This window comes from Streptomyces sp. NPDC012510, from assembly GCF_042955065.1.
Lineage (GTDB): Bacteria > Actinomycetota > Actinomycetes > Streptomycetales > Streptomycetaceae > Streptomyces.
In genome coordinates, this window is the sequence record NZ_JBIBEN010000007.1 from 267,460 (window position 1) to 283,472 (window position 16,013).

12 protein-coding genes and 1 pseudogene are annotated in these 16,013 nt (G+C 71.2%); 8 read left to right on the top strand and 5 right to left on the bottom strand.

Annotation, left to right across the window (positions count from 1 at the left end):
- Positions 1 to 311 precede the first annotated feature (311 nt).
- A pseudogene (locus tag ACFY9I_RS16035) lies at positions 312 to 2,794 on the top strand (alpha-L-arabinofuranosidase C-terminal domain-containing protein).
- A 109-nt stretch (positions 2,795 to 2,903) separates the two neighbouring features.
- Here ACFY9I_RS16035 and ACFY9I_RS16040 read toward each other — a convergent pair.
- Positions 2,904 to 3,650 carry a LysR substrate-binding domain-containing protein gene (locus tag ACFY9I_RS16040; RefSeq protein ID WP_391001933.1) on the bottom strand — a complete coding sequence of 249 codons (747 nt, stop codon included), beginning with the start codon at positions 3,648 to 3,650 and terminating at the stop codon, positions 2,904 to 2,906.
- 126 nt (positions 3,651 to 3,776) lie between these two features.
- On the opposite strand from ACFY9I_RS16040, the gene ACFY9I_RS16045 reads away from it, so the two are divergent.
- The 7 genes from ACFY9I_RS16045 to ACFY9I_RS16075 all read left to right on the top strand — a co-directional run bounded on the left by ACFY9I_RS16045 (position 3,777) and on the right by ACFY9I_RS16075 (position 11,314).
- Positions 3,777 to 4,181, top strand: coding sequence for a DUF5997 family protein (locus ACFY9I_RS16045; RefSeq protein ID WP_391001935.1), 405 nt, complete (start codon positions 3,777 to 3,779; stop codon positions 4,179 to 4,181).
- A 657-nt stretch (positions 4,182 to 4,838) separates the two neighbouring features.
- The gene (locus ACFY9I_RS16050; RefSeq protein ID WP_391001937.1) at positions 4,839 to 6,365 is read left to right on the top strand and encodes a hypothetical protein; all 1,527 of its coding nucleotides are present in this window, start codon (positions 4,839 to 4,841) and stop codon (positions 6,363 to 6,365) included.
- Positions 6,366 to 6,435: 70 nt separating this feature from the next.
- The gene (gene argC / locus ACFY9I_RS16055; protein ID WP_391001939.1) at positions 6,436 to 7,464 is read left to right on the top strand and encodes an N-acetyl-gamma-glutamyl-phosphate reductase; all 1,029 of its coding nucleotides are present in this window, start codon (positions 6,436 to 6,438) and stop codon (positions 7,462 to 7,464) included.
- Entirely contained in the window at positions 7,461 to 8,639 is a 1,179-nt protein-coding gene (gene argJ, locus ACFY9I_RS16060) for a bifunctional glutamate N-acetyltransferase/amino-acid acetyltransferase ArgJ (protein WP_391001940.1), read from the top strand. The genes argC and argJ overlap by 4 nt, the downstream gene beginning before the upstream one ends.
- On the top strand, positions 8,636 to 9,547 hold the full coding sequence (gene argB, locus ACFY9I_RS16065; RefSeq protein ID WP_391001942.1) for an acetylglutamate kinase: 912 nt from the start codon (positions 8,636 to 8,638) through the stop codon (positions 9,545 to 9,547). Before argJ ends, argB begins: the two co-directional genes overlap by 4 nt.
- Entirely contained in the window at positions 9,544 to 10,770 is a 1,227-nt protein-coding gene (locus ACFY9I_RS16070; protein ID WP_391001944.1) for an acetylornithine transaminase, read from the top strand. The genes argB and ACFY9I_RS16070 overlap by 4 nt, the downstream gene beginning before the upstream one ends.
- A gap of 7 nt (positions 10,771 to 10,777) precedes the next feature.
- Positions 10,778 to 11,314, top strand: a complete 537-nt coding sequence (locus ACFY9I_RS16075; protein ID WP_033532332.1) for an arginine repressor — start codon at positions 10,778 to 10,780, stop codon at positions 11,312 to 11,314.
- 377 nt (positions 11,315 to 11,691) lie between these two features.
- Here the strand turns inward: ACFY9I_RS16075 and ACFY9I_RS16080 are convergent, their stop codons facing one another.
- The 4 genes from ACFY9I_RS16080 to ACFY9I_RS16095 form a co-directional block, all read right to left on the bottom strand.
- The gene (locus ACFY9I_RS16080) at positions 11,692 to 12,429 is read right to left on the bottom strand and encodes an FAD:protein FMN transferase (RefSeq protein ID WP_391002120.1); all 738 of its coding nucleotides are present in this window, start codon (positions 12,427 to 12,429) and stop codon (positions 11,692 to 11,694) included.
- A 124-nt stretch (positions 12,430 to 12,553) separates the two neighbouring features.
- Positions 12,554 to 13,399 carry an FMN-binding protein gene (locus ACFY9I_RS16085; protein ID WP_391001946.1) on the bottom strand — a complete coding sequence of 282 codons (846 nt, stop codon included), beginning with the start codon at positions 13,397 to 13,399 and terminating at the stop codon, positions 12,554 to 12,556.
- Between the two features lie 135 nt (positions 13,400 to 13,534).
- On the bottom strand, positions 13,535 to 14,872 hold the full coding sequence (locus ACFY9I_RS16090; RefSeq protein WP_391002122.1) for a ferric reductase-like transmembrane domain-containing protein: 1,338 nt from the start codon (positions 14,870 to 14,872) through the stop codon (positions 13,535 to 13,537).
- 158 nt (positions 14,873 to 15,030) lie between these two features.
- Complete coding sequence (locus tag ACFY9I_RS16095) at positions 15,031 to 15,618, bottom strand: pyridoxamine 5'-phosphate oxidase family protein (protein WP_391001948.1); 588 nt, start codon at positions 15,616 to 15,618, stop codon at positions 15,031 to 15,033.
- Positions 15,619 to 16,013 lie beyond the last annotated feature (395 nt).

Sequence of the window (16,013 nt, forward strand, 5' to 3'; positions counted from 1 at the left end):
TCCAGCGGGCTGAAAACGGTCGTCCCGGTGAACTGCCCCTCCGCCCCCGTCGTCAGCTCCCGCACGGACCGCCGGACCCGCCACCTTCCCGACGGATACGTCAGCACCTCGGGAACTGGCCGGAAGAAGCGCACCCGTCCCTCACTTCCGACACTTTCGGTACCGCTCGACCCGTTGACGCTGTCTCCGCCTGCTCCCTATCTTGCCGTTCGATGTACTGATCATCGTCCGACATGTCGAACAGCTCTATGCCCGCTCCATGCCCGCTCTATGACCACTCCATAACCCCCACCACGAGCCGCGGAGTATCCATGTCACGCAGTACCCGCACCCGTTGGAGACTCGGCCTCACCGCCACCGCCTTCCTGGTGGCGGCCGCCTCGGTCCCGGCGCCCGCGCACGCCGAGGACGTCACCGACTACGCGATCACCGTCGACCCGTCCGCCAAGGGCGCGAAGATCGACGACACGATGTACGGCGTCTTCTTCGAGGACATCAACCGGGCGGCGGACGGCGGCCTCTACGCCGAACTCGTGCAGAACCGGTCCTTCGAGTACTCGACCGCCGACAACCGCACTTACACCCCCCTCACCTCCTGGACCGTCGACGGCACCGCGCAGGTCGTGAACGACGCCGGCCGCCTCAATGAGCGCAACCGCAACTACCTCTCCCTGAGCGCCGGTTCGGCCGTCACGAACGTCGGCTACAACACCGGTGTCCACGTCGAGGAGGGCAAGAAGTACGACTTCTCGGTGTGGGCGCGCGCCGAGAGCCGTACAACGCTGACCGTCACCCTCCAGGACGCCGACGGCGCGCTGGCCGAAGCCCGTCAGGTGGCGGTCCGGGGCGGCTGGGCCAAGTACGAGGTCGCGTTCAAGGCGACGCGTACCAGTTCCGACGGCCGTCTCGCCGTCGCCTCCTCCGGCGCCGCCGCCCTCGACGAGGTCTCCCTCTTCCCGCGCGACACCTACAAGGGCCGCGAGAACGGTCTGCGCAAGGACCTCGCCGAGAAGGTCGCCGCCCTGAAGCCGGGTTTCGTCCGCTTCCCCGGCGGCTGCCTCGTCAACACGGGCTCCATGCAGGACTACAGCGAGGCCTCGAACTGGGAGCGCAAGCGCTCGTATCAGTGGAAGGACACCATCGGCCCGGTCGAGCAGCGGGCCACCAATGCCAACTTCTGGGGGTACAACCAGAGTTATGGCCTCGGCTACTACGAGTACTTCCAGTTCTCCGAGGACATCGGCGCGATGCCGCTGCCCGTGGTGCCCGCCCTCGTCACCGGCTGCGGCCAGAACAGGGCCACCGACGACGAGGCGCTGCTCCAGCGGCACATCCAGGACACCCTGGACCTGATCGAGTTCGCCAACGGGCCCGTCACCAGCGAGTGGGGCAAGAAGCGGGCGAGGATGGGCCACCCCAAGCCCTTCCACCTCACCCACCTCGGCGTCGGCAACGAGGAGAACCTGCCGAACGAGTTCTTCGCCCGCTTCCAGAAGTTCCGGGCCGCCATCGAGGCGAAGTACCCCGACATCACGGTGATCTCGAACTCCGGCCCCGATGACACGGGCGCCACCTTCGACACCGCCTGGAAGCTGAACCGTGAGGCGAACGTCGACATGGTCGACGAGCACTACTACAACAGCCCCCAGTGGTTCCTCCAGAACAACGACCGCTACGACTCCTACGACCGAGGTGGCCCGAAGGTCTTCCTCGGCGAGTACGCCTCCCAGGGCAACGCCTTCAAGAACGCCCTCTCCGAGGCCGCGTTCATGACCGGCCTGGAGCGCAACGCCGACATCGTGAAACTCGCGTCCTACGCACCGCTCCTCGCCAACGAGGACTATGTGCAGTGGAGCCCCGACATGATCTGGTTCAACAACCACGCGTCGTGGAACTCCGCCAACTACGAGACGCAGAAGCTCTTCATGAACAACGTCGGGGACCGGGTCGTGCCGTCGAAGGCCACGAGCACCCCGGCGGTGAGCGGCCCGATCTCGGGTGCCGTCGGCCTCTCGACGTGGGCGACCACGGCGGCGTACGACGACGTGAAGGTGACGGCGGCGGACGGCACGAGTCTGCTCAGCGACGACTTCAGCGGTGACGCCTCGCGGTGGACCCACACCGGCAGGGGCAGTTGGAGCGTCCAGGACGGCCAGTACGTGCAGACCGACGTGGCCGCCGAGGACACCATGGTCTCGGCCGGTGACACCTCCTGGCACGACTACGACCTCGCGGTGAAGGCCACCAAGAAGTCCGGCAAGGAGGGCTTCCTGGTCGCCTTCGGCGTCAAGGACACCGGTAACTACTACTGGTGGAACCTCGGCGGCTGGAACAACACCACCAGCGCGGTCGAGCAGGCCGTGGACGGCGGCAAGTCGACCTGATCTCCAAGCCGGGGACCATCGAGACGGGCCGTACGTACGACGTCGAGGTCAAGGTGCGGGGGCGGCAGGTGACCCTGCTGCTGGACGGCCAGGAGTGGGGCCGCTTCACCGACGACCGGCCGGCCGAGCCGTTCCGGCAGGTCGTGACGCGTGACGCGAAGACCGGTGACCTGATCGTCAAGGTCGTCAACGCGCAGGGCGTGGCCGCGCGTACGGCCATCGACCTCGGGGGTGCGAAGGTGCGCTCCCAGGCCCGGGTGACCACCCTCGCCGCCGCGCCGGACGCCGTGAACACGGAGACGGCCACGCCGGTCGCACCGGTGAGGTCCACGTTCCGTGGGGTGGCCGATGAGTTCAGCTACACGTTTCCGGCGAACTCCGTGACGTTCCTGAGGATCAAGAAGCGGTGAGGGCGGGGGGTGCCTGGGCTTTGTGAGCCGGGTGCGCGCGCGGGTGCGTGGGGGCTGGTCGCGCAGTTCCCCGCGCCCCTTGCGGGCCCGCGGCCCGAAGGGGCGCCCCTCACGAGCGGCGGCGGGGCTTTCCGGGCCTGCCGCCGCTCTTGGCGTTTCTGCCGGCGCGGGGGGCGCGGGCGGTCGGCTTGCCCGTGCCGGGGCGCTTGGGCTTCTGTTGCGGCTTCTTGTCCTCCGGGGGCTTGGCGCGGCCCCGGGAGCTGTTGACCGTGCGGCCGCGGACGATGCCGATGAAGTCCTCCACCAGGTCGGTGGTCGCCTCCTGGGGCCAGGAGAGGGCGACGCGGGACTCGGGGGCGTCCGTGAGGGGGCGGTAGGTGAGGTCCTTGCGGTGGTGGAGGCGGGCCAGTGACTGGGGAACGACGAGCAGGCCGATCCCGGCCGCCACCAACTCGATCGCGTCGGCCGTGGTGGCGGGACGCTCGAACGCCGGCTCGCCGGGCGGGCGCTCCCAGTCGAGGGTGTCGTCGAGGGGGTGCAGCACGACCTCGTCCGCCAGGTCCTCCATGGTGACCTCGTCGACCGCCGCGACGACGTGGTCCTTCGGGGTCACGACCACCGTGGTCTCGGTGTAGAGGGGGATCGCGCTGAGGTCGGTGCCGTCCACCGGCAGCCGTACAAGACCGGCGTCGGCTCCGCCGCCCCGCAGCACGCCGAACGCCTCGGCGGGGGACACCTGGAGAAGGGCCAGGGGGATGTCGGGCAACCGCTCGTTCCAGATCCGCACCCACTTCGTGGGCGTCACTCCCGGGACGTACGCGAGCCGGAACGAAGGGGATGCTTCCGAGCCAGTCACACGACCAGGCTATCGGTCGGAGGCGTCGTTCCCGTCATCGCGCCGAGGGGCACGGCCACCGCCGCTGTCCCCGAGGGGGTCCCCGGCGTGGTCGGCGGTCGTGCACACGGTCGATACCCTTGTCCCATGACGTCGCACCAGACCGCCCAGACCATGAAGCCCGCCACCGCGGCGAAGAAGCTGGGTGTGTACCTCCAGGCCACCCCCGCCGAGTTCCAGGAGGGCGTCGTCTCGCGCGCCGAGCTGAACGCGCTCCAGGCGAACCCGCCGGCTTGGCTGGAGGAACTGCGCAGCAACGGTCCCCACCCGCGCCCCGTGGTCGCCGCCAAGCTGGGCGTCTCCATTGCGGGGCTCGCGCGCGGAGGCGTCACCGAGCCCCTCACCACCGAGCAGATCGAGGCCCTGAAGCAGGAGAGCCCCGGGTGGCTGCGGAAGGAGCGTGCCACCCAGGCCGAGGTCCGCAAGGAAGGCGCCCGCATCACGAAGCGCAACGCGGAGCGCGCGGCCCAGTCGGACGACCGGCGTTCCTGAGCCTGCTTGTCGTTCTTGTGCCGCTTGTCGGGGCAGGACGAGCCCCGGCGGCAACCGCAGGCGCCGGTCACGCGCCGTTCACCAGCATGAGCGACATCCCCGTGGACCCCGGACGCCCCGACTCCCGCAACCGCAGAACGGGACGCTCGCGCCGCAGGTGGACGCTCGCGCCGCCGACCTGCTCGTGACCTGGAACGGAGTCCTGGCCGACATCGACCCTCGACGGGGCCGAGCCCCTCGTCCCTGACCGCGCCCGCCGTCTCCACGCCGACCCCGGCGGTGAGACGGCGCACGTGCGGGTGGCCGGGCTCGCCGGGATGGTGCGCTACCTCGCCGCGCGGCCCAGCGCCGAGGCCCCTCGCTGCCCGCTGCCCTTGGCCTGGCTGCTTGCCGTGCGCGGCCTCGCTGCCCGCTGCCCTTGGCCTGGCTGCTTGCCGTCTGCGGCCTCGCTGCCCGCCGCCCTTGGGCTCATTGTCTGCCGTCCGCGGCACTCAGGCCGCTCCCCGGGGCACCGGATGGCCCCACCTCGCCCGCCACCCCTGCCGCCGCCGCACCCCCATCCGCCCTCTCGTCTGCCGCTCCCTGGCCGCTCCTCCGCCGCGTCGCCCGGCGGAAAATCATGAGCCGTTCGGCCGGAGCCCCGGCAGGATGCGAGCTGTGCATCACCTTCTGTGCGGGCTCGCCGCCAACCCCGCTCTGCCGCCCGAGCTGGTCGACCGGTTGATCGCGGTCGCCGACGACGACGTCGACCGCGACCTCGCCGGTCGTGCGGACCTCACCCGGGCGCAGGCGCTCACGCTGGCCTCCCGGACCGAGGAGACCGGCGTGCGGCTGGCGTACGAGGGCAGGCTGACCGCCGCCGACGTCGATCCGGCGGCGCAGCCGCTCGTCGCCCTCGCCCTGCTCGACGAGGGGGTGGGCAGACCGGAGTGGGCCGCTCTTCTCGCGGCCGATCCCGCGGTCCGGCACCGGGAGAAGCTGGCCGCCTGCCCCGGTCTGCCCGCCGACGTGGTGGAGACCCTCGCGGCGGACCCGGACGTACGGGTCGTGGCGGAACTCGCCCTGTGGACCACCGAGCCGGATGTGGCAGCCCGGCTCGCGGGGCATCCGCACGCCGAGGTGCGCCGGGCGGTCGCGGCCAACGAGGCGACCCCGGGCGCGGTACTGGCGGCCCTCGTCGCCGGCGAGGGGCTGCCGCCCGCCCGGCACTGCCTGGTCTGTGACCGCGAGGAGCCACCGTTCGCACACGGCTCGGACTGTGCGCGGGTCGACTGCGATCTGCGGCCGGGCGCCTCCTGCGACGGCTCCCACGCATCCACCGAGCACGACATGCTGCGGGCGGCGCTGGCGAACCCGGCCACGCCGGCCGCAGCCGTCGAGGGCTTCGCCGGCCACCCGTCCATGCTGCTCCGCCGGGCGCTCGCCGCCCGCACCGATCTGCCCGCGTGGGCTTACGCACGGCTCGCCGTGGATGCCGCGTCCGGGATCCGCGCCGACCTCGCCGAGAACCCCGCGATCGACGACACCCTGATGCGCGCGCTGGCCGACGACCCGGACCCCGGCGTACGACGCGGACTCGCGGACAACCCGCGCGTGCCCCTCGATGTGCTCGCCCTACTGGCCGCCACCACCAGGATCGGCGGGACCCTGCTGCCCCGGATCGCCTCCGCCGGTGCCGCCGAGGTCGAGGAGCTGGCGCGGTCGCCGTACGCGGCCGTGCGCATGCTTCTGGCCCGGCGTCGTGATCTGCCGGACGGGATCCGCGACGCGCTGGCCGACGACCCCGACGCGAAGGTGGTCCAGGCCGTCGCTCGCCACCCCGGCCTCTCCGGGGCACTGCTACGGGCCATGGTCGACCGGCACGGGGTCCAGATCGTCGCGGCGGTGGCGGCCAACCCGGGCGCCGGCCCGGCCCTGCTGGAGCACCTGGCCCGGCACAGCCCTCCGTCGCGTAAGGCGCTCCGTGAGATCGCCCGGCACCCCGCGGCGACCGCCCCGGCGCTCGTCGTCTGCCTGACGGACGAACGGGCGAGACCGATCGCGGCCGGCCACCCCGCACTCCCGCCCCAGGCCATCGCCGAACTGCTCACCCACACCGACGGGTGGGTGGTGGAAGCCGCGGCCGCCAACCCCTCGCTCCCGCTCACCGTGCTGCGGGAACTGGTGAGCCGGCCGGCGTCCTGAGGCCGAACGAGAACAGATTGCATAAACGTGCAGCGAAACGTATAGTCATGCCATCCAAAAGGAGGGTTCCATGGCGGTACGCGTGGCGGTGGCAGGAGCGAGTGGTTATGCGGGCGGCGAAGTGCTGCGCCTGCTGCTCGCGCACCCCGAGGTCGAGATCGGTGCACTGACCGGCAACTCCAACGCGGGCCAGCGCCTGGGCGGGCTCCAGCCGCATCTGCTGCCGCTGGCCGACCGGCTCCTCCAGGAGACGACCGCCGAGGTCCTCGCCGGGCACGACGTCGTGTTCCTCGCGCTGCCGCACGGGCAGTCCGCCGCCGTGGCCGAGCAGCTCGGCCCGGAGGTGCTCGTGGTCGACATGGGCGCCGACTTCCGGCTCAAGGACGCGGCCGACTGGGAGAAATTCTACGGTTCCCCACACGCCGGGACCTGGCCCTACGGCCTCCCCGAACTACCGGGTGCCCGCGCCGCGCTGGAGGGGTCCAAGCGCATCGCGGTACCCGGTTGCTACCCCACGGCCGTGACACTGGCCCTGTTCCCGGCGTACGCGGCGGGCCTCGCCGAGAGCGAGGCCGTGATCGTCGCCTCCTCCGGCACCTCCGGCGCGGGCAAGGCGCCCAAGGCGCACCTGCTGGGCAGCGAGGTCATGGGGTCGATGACCCCGTACGGTGTCGGCGGCGGCCACCGGCACACGCCCGAGATGATGCAGAACCTGGGTGCGGTGGCGGGCGAGCCGGTCGGGGTGTCCTTCACCCCCACCCTCGCCCCCATGCCACGCGGCATCCTCGCCACCTGCAGCGCCAAGGCCAGGCCCGGCGTCACCCTCGACTCCGTCCGCGCCGCGTACGAGAAGGCCTTCGCCGACGAGCCGTTCGTCCACCTGCTCCCCGAGGGGCAGTGGCCCGCCACGGCCTCCGTTTACGGTTCCAACGCCGCATCGGTCCAGGTCGCGTACGACGAGGCGGCGGGGCGGATCATCGCGATCAGCGCCATCGACAACCTCACCAAGGGCACGGCCGGTGGCGCCGTCCAGAGCATGAACATCGCCCTCGGTCTCCACGAGAGCACCGGGCTGACGACGATCGGAGTCGCACCGTGAGCGTGACGGCAGCACAGGGATTCACGGCGGCGGGCATCGCCGCCGGGATCAAGGAGAACGGCAACCCGGACCTGGCCCTCGTGGTCAACAACGGGCCCCGCCTCGCCGCCGCGGGCGTCTTCACCTCCAACCGTGTGAAGGCCGCGCCGGTGCTCTGGTCCGAGCAGGTGCTGAAGGGCGGCGAGGTCTCCGCCGTCGTCCTCAACTCCGGTGGCGCGAACGCCTGTACGGGCTCGAAGGGCTTCCAGGACACTCATGCGACCGCCGAGAAGGTGGCCGAGTCCCTCAACACGGCGGGGCTCGACGAGACGGGCGGTCACGCGGCAGGCATGGTCGCGGTGTGCTCCACCGGTCTCATCGGTGTGCTTCTGCCCATGGACAAGCTGCTGCCGGGCGTCGACCGGGCGGTCGCCCAGCTCAGCCCGCACGGCGGTGAGAAGGCCGCCATCGCCATCAAGACCACCGACACCGTGCACAAGACGTCCGTGGCCGGAGGCGACGGCTGGACCGTCGGCGGCATGGCCAAGGGCGCGGGCATGCTCGCCCCGGGGCTCGCCACGATGCTCGTCGTCCTCACCACGGACGCCGACGTCGACAGCGAGACGCTCGACAAGGCCCTCAGGGCCGCCACCAAGGTCACCTTCGACCGGGTCGACTCCGACGGCTGTATGTCCACCAACGACACCGTGCTGCTGCTCGCCTCCGGGGCCTCGCACGTCACCCCGGACCACGAGGAGTTCGCCGAAGCCGTCCGCCAGGTCTGCGACGACCTCGGTCAACAGCTCATCCGGGACGCCGAGGGCGCCAGCAAGGACATCAAGATCGAGGTCGTGAACGCCGCGACCGAGGACGACGCCGTCGAGGTGGGCCGCTCCATCGCCCGCAACAACCTCCTCAAGTGCGCCCTCCACGGAGAGGACCCCAACTGGGGACGCGTCCTCTCCGCGATCGGCACGACGAGCGCCGCCTTCGAGCCGGACCGCCTCAACGTCGCGATCAACGGCGTCTGGGTCTGCAAGAACGGCGGAGTCGGCGAGGACCGGGACAACGTCGACATGCGCTACCGCGAGGTGCACATCGTCGCCGACCTCGCCGCCGGGTCCGAGACCGCCACGATCTGGACCAACGACCTCACCGCCGACTACGTCCACGAGAACAGCGCCTACTCCTCATGAGCACCACGCGGAAGCACACCGCCCTCCCCAAGGCCCGCATCCTCATCGAGGCGCTGCCCTGGCTGACCCGCCACCACGGCAAGACGGTCGTCATCAAGTTCGGCGGCAACGCCATGGTGGACGCGGAGCTGAAGAACGCCTTCGCCCAGGACGTCGTCTTCCTGCGACAGGCGGGCCTCAACGTGGTCGTCGTCCACGGCGGCGGCCCACAGATCAGCCGGGCCCTCGACAAGCACGGCATCGTCAGCGAGTTCAAGGCCGGCCTGCGCGTCACCACCGAGGACGCCATGGACGTCGTACGCATGGTGCTCGCCGGACAGGTGCAGCGCGAACTGGTCGGCCTGCTCAACCAGCACGGGCCCCTCGCCGTGGGACTGACCGGCGAGGACGCGCACACCATCACCGCCACCAAGCACCAGCCCGAGATCGACGGCGAACTGGTCGACATCGGGCGGGTGGGCGAGATCACCGCGATCGACACGGGCGCGATCGAGGCACTGCTCGCCGACGGCCGCATCCCGGTCGTCTCGTCGATCGCCCGTAGCCAGGACGACGGACATGTCTACAACGTCAATGCTGATACGGCGGCTGCGGCACTCGCTGCTGCTCTTGACGCCGAAACCCTCATGGTCCTCACGGACGTCGAGGGCCTCTACGAGGACTGGCCCAACAGCGACGAGGTGATCAGCCGCCTCACCGCTTCCCAACTGGAGAGGCTGCTGCCGGAGTTGTCCTCCGGCATGGTGCCGAAGATGGAGGGCTGCCTGCACGCCGTGCGCAACGGCGTCCAGACCGCCCGGGTCATCGACGGCCGGGTCCAGCACTCGATCCTGCTGGAGATCTTCACCGACGAAGGCATCGGCACGATGGTCGTGCCCGACGCCGTGAACGAGGGGGACGCCGAATGACCGGGACCACGGCGAACGCGGAGCTCACCCAGCGGTGGGAGGGCTCGCTCATGAACAACTACGGCACGCCGAAGCTCCCGCTCGTGCGTGGTGATGGCTCCAGGGTGTGGGACGCCGACGGCAACGAGTACGTCGACTACGTCGGCGGCATCGCCGTCAACGCGCTCGGCCACGCGCACCCGGCGATCGTCGAGGCCGTCAGCACCCAGATCGCCTCCCTCGCCCATGTCTCCAACCTGTTCGTCGCCGAGCCGCCCGTCGCCCTCGCCGAGCGGCTCCTGGAGCACTTCGGCCGGGACGGCAAGGTCTTCTTCTGCAACTCCGGCGCCGAGGCCAACGAGGGCGCGTTCAAGATCGGCCGGCTGACCGGGCGGACCCACATGGTCGCCACCGAGGGCGGCTTCCACGGCCGGACCATGGGCGCCCTTGCCCTCACCGGCCAGCCCGGCAAGCAGACCGGCTTCCACCCGCTGCCCGGCGACGTCACCCATGTCCCCTACGGCGACGCGCAGGCCCTAGCCGCCGCCGTCACCGACGAGACGGCCCTCGTCATCATCGAGCCCGTCCAGGGCGAGAAGGGGGTCGTGGTCCCACCGGCCGGCTATCTGAAGGCCGCTCGGGCCATCACGGCCGCCACCGGCTCGCTGCTCGTCCTCGACGAGGTGCAGACCGGAGTCGGCCGGACCGGACACTGGTTCGAGTACCAGGCGCACGAGGGCGTCCTGCCGGATGTCGTCACCCTCGCCAAGGGCCTCGGCGGCGGACTGCCGCTCGGCGCGACGGTCGCCTTCGGCCGGGCGGCGGACCTTCTCCAGCCCGGCCAGCACGGCACGACCTTCGGGGGGAACCCGGTCGCGTGCGCCGCCGGGCTCGCCGTCCTGGAGACCATCCGGGCCGAGGGCCTGCTGGAGAACGTCAAGCGGCAGAGCGAGAGGCTGCGCAGCGGAATCGAGTCCCTGGGGGACCCGATGATCGACTATGTCCGTGGCGCGGGCCTGCTGCTGGGTATCGTGCTCACCGAGCCGCTCGCGCCCCTGGCGCAACAGGCCGCTCAGGACGCCGGTTTCCTGGTGAACGCGCCCGCCCCCGATGTCGTACGGCTGATGCCCGCGCTGAACATCGGTGACGCAGAGGTGGACGCCCTCCTCCAGGCGCTGCCCGGCGTCCTCGACGCGGCGCGGGCGGCGCACGAAGCCAGCGGGGACGGACGAGCCGGAGAATGAGACGACGATGAGCCAGGCGCAGGAGCACGACCAGGCGGGGCCCGCGGTGCCGCAGACCCGCACCGCACGCCACCGGCGGATCGTCGACATCCTCAACCGTCAACCCGTGCGGTCGCAGAGCCAGTTGGCGAAGCTGCTGTCCGACGACGGGCTGAGCGTCACACAGGCGACGCTCAGCCGGGACCTCGACGAGCTCAACGCGGTGAAGATCCGCAACACCGACGGGGACCTGATCTACGCGGTGCCGAGCGAGGGAGGCTTCCGTACGCCTCGGGCTCCGCTGGGGGAGTCGGCGAAGGAGGAGCGGATGCGGCGGCTCTCCGCCGAGCTGCTGATCTCCGCGGAAGCTTCCGCGAATCTGGTCGTGCTGCGTACGCCGCCGGGGGCGGCGCAGTTCCTGGCCTCGGCTATCGACCAGGCCGAGTTGCACGACATCCTCGGGACGATCGCCGGCGACGACACGTTGCTGCTGATCAGTCGCGATCCCGTGGGCGGGCAGGCGTTGGCCGACCATCTGCTGAGGCTGGCCCAGAACGGGCACTGAGGGGTGGCTGCGGGGCGGCCAGGGGGAGGGGTGCTTCGGGGCGACGCCGACTGCGGGTGGTGTGTGGCTGATCGCGCAGTTCCCCGCGCCCCTTTGAGGACCCGGCGGCATCAAGTCGCCCTTGCCCCTCCCACCCAGCCGCGGGCAGTCGTGCCGCTTCTGTCCTCGTGTGCCCTGCCACCCAGCTCCGGGCAGGTGTGCCGCTTTTGTGCTGGTGTGCCCTGCCAGAGCTGCGGGCAGTCGTGCCGCTGGGGCGGCACGGGTGGGCGCAGCGGCACCCGGGCAAGCGCCGGTGAGCGAAACCCCGCCCCGGCCCGCACCGGCCCGCTGCTCACCCAGCCTGGCCGACACCCCCGCCAAACCCAGCCCCGCTCGGCTCAGCCCAACCGCGCGGCCAACCCCCCGGTGCACCGCACCTCGTCCCCCGCCGTGATCAGCAACGCCTCCGCGTCCGGCAGGGACTCCAGCCACGCCAGTCCCTCCCTGGAGCCCATCGCGAAGGCAGCGGTGGCCCAGCAGTCGGCCCAGGTCAGACGCGGAGCCACCACCGTCACCGAGACCAGATCCGTCACCGCCGACCTGCCGGTGCGGGGGTCGACGATATGGGCGCCCCGCTCGGCCGTACCCGAAGTGGCCACCGCCAGCCGATCCGCACCGGCCGCGGTGACGACGGCGGCGAGCCCCCCGGGCCGGAGGGGATCAGCGACACCCACCCGCCACGGCCGGCCGGCCCCGGGCACGCCGCAGAGCTGCACGTCGCCGCCCCCGTTGACGCTCACCCCGACCACTCCGGCCTCGACCAGACGAAGGGCGGCCCGTTCGGTGGCCCACCCCTTCACCAGCCCCGTCGGGTCGAAGCGGCCCTCGTACGTGGCGCTGAACCAGCCGTCACTCACCCGCTCCGCCTCGGCACACAGGTCGAGTACCTCGGCGACCTGGGGATCGCACTCCTCGATGGTCACCTCGCCCCGTGCGAGCCGTGAGATCTGGCTGTACTCACGATAGGTGCTGAACACCTCGTCCACGGCGTGGAGTCCGGCCACCGCCTCCGCGAGCGCGGCCTTGACCGCGGTGGGCTCGCCCCCTCGGATGTCGAAGGAGAAGACGGTGCCCATGACCTCCTCGGCGTGCCGCAGTTGGGCGGCCCCGGCGGCCCCGGCGGCCCCGGCGGCCCCGGCGGCCCCGGCGGCCCCGGCGGCCCCGGCGGCCCCGGCGGGTTCGGGGGATTCGGCCACGGGATCAGCCGGCCTGGTCCAGGGCGGACTGGAGGGACTGCTGGTAACCGCCGCTGGTGTACGTGGCACCTGAGACAGCATCGATGTCAGCACTCCCTGCCGCGACGGCGTTCTGGTTGAGCTGGGGAATGGCGGTACCGCTGATCTGCGTGGAACGGCCACCGCTGGGCTGCTGCAGCGCCTCGGCCAGGGTGATCTTGCCGCCGCTGACCGTGATCCGGACCTGCACGGGGCCGTAGTCCGTCTGCACGGCCGAGCCGGTGAGCACCTGGGTGCCCGCCGACTGCCCGGCCCCGGAGCCCTCGGCGTCACCGCCGGCCCCCTGCGAGCCGCCGGCCCCCTGCGAGCCGCCGCCCTCCTGTGCACCGCCCTCCTGTGCACCGCCCGCCTCGACCTCGCCGCCCGAGCCCTGTGCGTTGCCGGCCTGGTCAAGTGCGGACTGGAGGGATTCCTTGTAGCCGGCGCTGGTGTAGGTGGCGCCGGAGACGGCGTCGATGTCGGCGGTGCCGGCGGCCACGGCCGCCTGGTTGAGCTTGGGGACGGCGTCGCCGCTGATCTGCGTACTGCGGCCGCCGCTGGGCTGCTGTACGGCCTCGGCCTGGGTGATCCTGCCGCCGTTGACGGTGATCCGGACCTGGACGGGGCCGTAGTCCGTCGTGACGGCGGTCCCCGTGAGGGTCTGCGCGCCGGCGGCCACCCCGCCCTGTGCCGAAGGGGCGCCCCCCGCCGCTCCGGCCTGTACCGATCCCGCCGGGTCCGAAGCGGGCTTCAGCGACAGCAGCAGCACGATGCCGGACACGGTGGCGGCGGTGGCGAGCAGGGTCCGCCGGATGGGGTGGCTCTTCTTCATCGCTCCTTCAGCTCCTGAAATGTGAAGTCTCGTGGGCGCGCTCGGGCGCACCCATGGTCGGAAGCCCCGTGAAGGAGCCCATGGAGGTAATGGGGTGGAAGGACGGTGTTGGACCGGTGGCGGGCGGTCCCTCGCTCACATCTCGAACGACTCGTGGTGGATACGGCGGGTCGGGACACCGGCGCCGCGCAGCGCCTCGTACACCCCCTGGGCGAACCCGGGCGGCCCGCACAGGAAGACGTCGTGGCGCTCGATGTCCGGGATCTTGCGGCGCAGGGAGTCAGGGGAGATGTCCGGTCGTTCGCCCTCCGGGCTGTTCACCGCGTACATCAGCCGTGCCCCGCGCTCCTCCGCGATCTGCGCCAGCTCGTCCCACAGGGCCAGGTCCTGGGTGCTGTTGGCCCGGTAGAGGAGGGTCAGGTCACCGGCCGCGCCGGGCAGCGTCTCGAACAGGGCCCGCATCGGCGTGATCCCCACACCGCCGGCCACGAGCAGCACCTTGCCGCGGCTGCGCTTACCGGCCGTGAGCGCCCCGTACGGGCCCTCGGCCCACACCCGGGTGCCGGGCTCCAGGTCGCGCAGGGCCGAGCTGTGGTCGCCGATCGCCTTGACCGTGATCCGTAGCATGTTGGGGCGGGGCGCCGCCGAGAGTGAGTACGGGTGCGAGCTGAACCGCATGCCCGGCGCGAGGAACCGCCAGCGGAAGAACTGCCCGGCCTCCGCGCCCATCCGGTGCAGCTTGCGCCCGCTCATCAGGACGGACACGATTCCGGGCGACTCCTCGATGACCGCCTCGACCCGCAGCCGGTGCCGCAGGTTGAGCCGGATCGGGGTGACGAGCCGGTACCAGACCACCAGGGCGGTCACCGCCCCGTACAGCCCGTACCAGGCGGTCTTCGCGGCGGGCGTGGCGGCGAACTCGTTGCCGGTGGTGATCTGGTGCCAGAACGTCAGGAACGTGGCCACGTACGTCAGCAGGTGCGTGTGGTACCAGAGGTCGTACGGGATCCGCTTGCGGACCGGGCCGATCGAGATCAGCCCGATGAAGACCAGCAGACCGGTGCCGATGGCGGCCTTGCCCACGTCCGGGAGCTGGTTGATGGAGTCGATGGTCTGCTGGAGGATCGCGGTGTGGGTGAGCCCGGCCTGGAGGGCGTACCCGTACATCGTGAGGACGACGTGCGCGACGACCAGGCAGAGCGTGTAGCGGCCGGTCATCGCGTGCCAGCGGGCCACCCGGTCGGAGCCGACCCGGCGTTCCAGCGCGGGCACACGAGCCATCTGGAGCACGACCAGGGCCATCAGATAACCGCCGAGCAGGCCGGTGATCCGCCCGGCGTTCACCATCTTGCTGCCCTGGTCCGCGATGGACGGGGTGTTGTCCCACCACAGCCACACCACCGCGGCCGCGCCCGCCCAGAAGGCGATCAGCAACGGGACGGCGGGGGAACGACGAGGGCGGATGCGGCGCATCGTCTGGCGGCGCGCGGCGCGACCTCCGGCGATCGTGGACACGGTTCCTCCGTGGTGGGCTGGACCCTTGGCCCACACGTACGTGCAGGGCGTGCCGTGTGTTCAACCCTGTGCTCAACTGCCTTGCGGAACGCTCGCCACCGTCAGGCGGCGCGGCCTCAGCCGACGGAGGGCGGCAGCGGCAACGGCAGCCCGGGGAGGCCGTCCAGGCTGGTCGCGATGTGCTCCTTGGAGCCGAAGTACGCGCTGAGGGAGTCGTCGTCCTCGCGCGCGAAGCGCCGTCCGTGCAGGTCGCGGTCCTCCTCGTACGCCATGAACGGCACGGCGTAGCCGCAGCTGTCCCGGATGCGCTCGGCCCGGACCACGATGATCGCGCGCAGGCCGTGCGGGGTCGGGTCGATGTCGGGGAAGTGGGTGAGGAGTTCCGGAAACCGGGGGTCGTCACGGAGGACGGCCTCGCCCTTGCCGTGCATCCGGACGATGTTCGGCGGGCCCTGGAAGGCGCACCACATGAGTGTGATCCGGCCGTTCTCCCGCAGATGCGCGATGGTCTCCGCGTTGGACCCGGCGAAGTCCAGGTAGGCGACGGTCAGTTCGTCGAGGATCACGAACGAGCCCTTGAGGCCCTTGGGGGAGAGGTTGACCGTGCCGTCCCCCGACAGGGGCGCGGACGCGGCGAAGAAGAGAGGCTGTGCCTCGATGAACGTACGCAGGCGGCCGTCGATGCGCTCGTGAGTCTTTCCCATGTCTAACGATTATCGACGGAAACGCTTCGTTTGTCTAAGGAATTGCGTTGACGTTCCGGATGCGTCTCGGCGGCAAACGAGTTCCGGGTGGATCCCTCTTGCTGGGATCCACCCGGAATCAGGTCTTCCATAGCCACCCCGGCCGGCGCGCGGGGCGGCCACGGCCCCTGTCGCTCACGAAGAGGCAGGAGGGCACTCGGCACTGGCGTGAGCCGGTCGGGAGTGGCGGTTTACGACTGGTGCCGCTGGTTTCACTGGTACCGCCGGTACCGCTGGTGACTATTGGTACCGCTGGTGCTACTGGTTGAGCTGGCAGGGGGCCAGTGCTTCGAGGCCTTCGGGCTTGGCGGCGGCGCGGCCGATGGCGGTCTCGATGCGGTTGAGGGCGGCGACGC

Coding starts and splice junctions, on each gene's coding strand:
- ACFY9I_RS16045 (WP_391001935.1), top strand. CDS start 3,777: ATGACGTCGCACCAGACCGCCCAGACCATGAAGCCCGCCACCGCGGCG.
- argC (WP_391001939.1), top strand. CDS start 6,436: ATGGCGGTACGCGTGGCGGTGGCAGGAGCGAGTGGTTATGCGGGCGGC.
- argB (WP_391001942.1), top strand. CDS start 8,636: ATGAGCACCACGCGGAAGCACACCGCCCTCCCCAAGGCCCGCATCCTC.
- ACFY9I_RS16070 (WP_391001944.1), top strand. CDS start 9,544: ATGACCGGGACCACGGCGAACGCGGAGCTCACCCAGCGGTGGGAGGGC.
- ACFY9I_RS16075 (WP_033532332.1), top strand. CDS start 10,778: ATGAGCCAGGCGCAGGAGCACGACCAGGCGGGGCCCGCGGTGCCGCAG.
- ACFY9I_RS16080 (WP_391002120.1), bottom strand. CDS start 12,429: ATGGGCACCGTCTTCTCCTTCGACATCCGAGGGGGCGAGCCCACCGCG.
- ACFY9I_RS16085 (WP_391001946.1), bottom strand. CDS start 13,399: ATGAAGAAGAGCCACCCCATCCGGCGGACCCTGCTCGCCACCGCCGCC.
- ACFY9I_RS16090 (WP_391002122.1), bottom strand. CDS start 14,872: ATGCGCCGCATCCGCCCTCGTCGTTCCCCCGCCGTCCCGTTGCTGATC.
- ACFY9I_RS16095 (WP_391001948.1), bottom strand. CDS start 15,618: ATGGGAAAGACTCACGAGCGCATCGACGGCCGCCTGCGTACGTTCATC.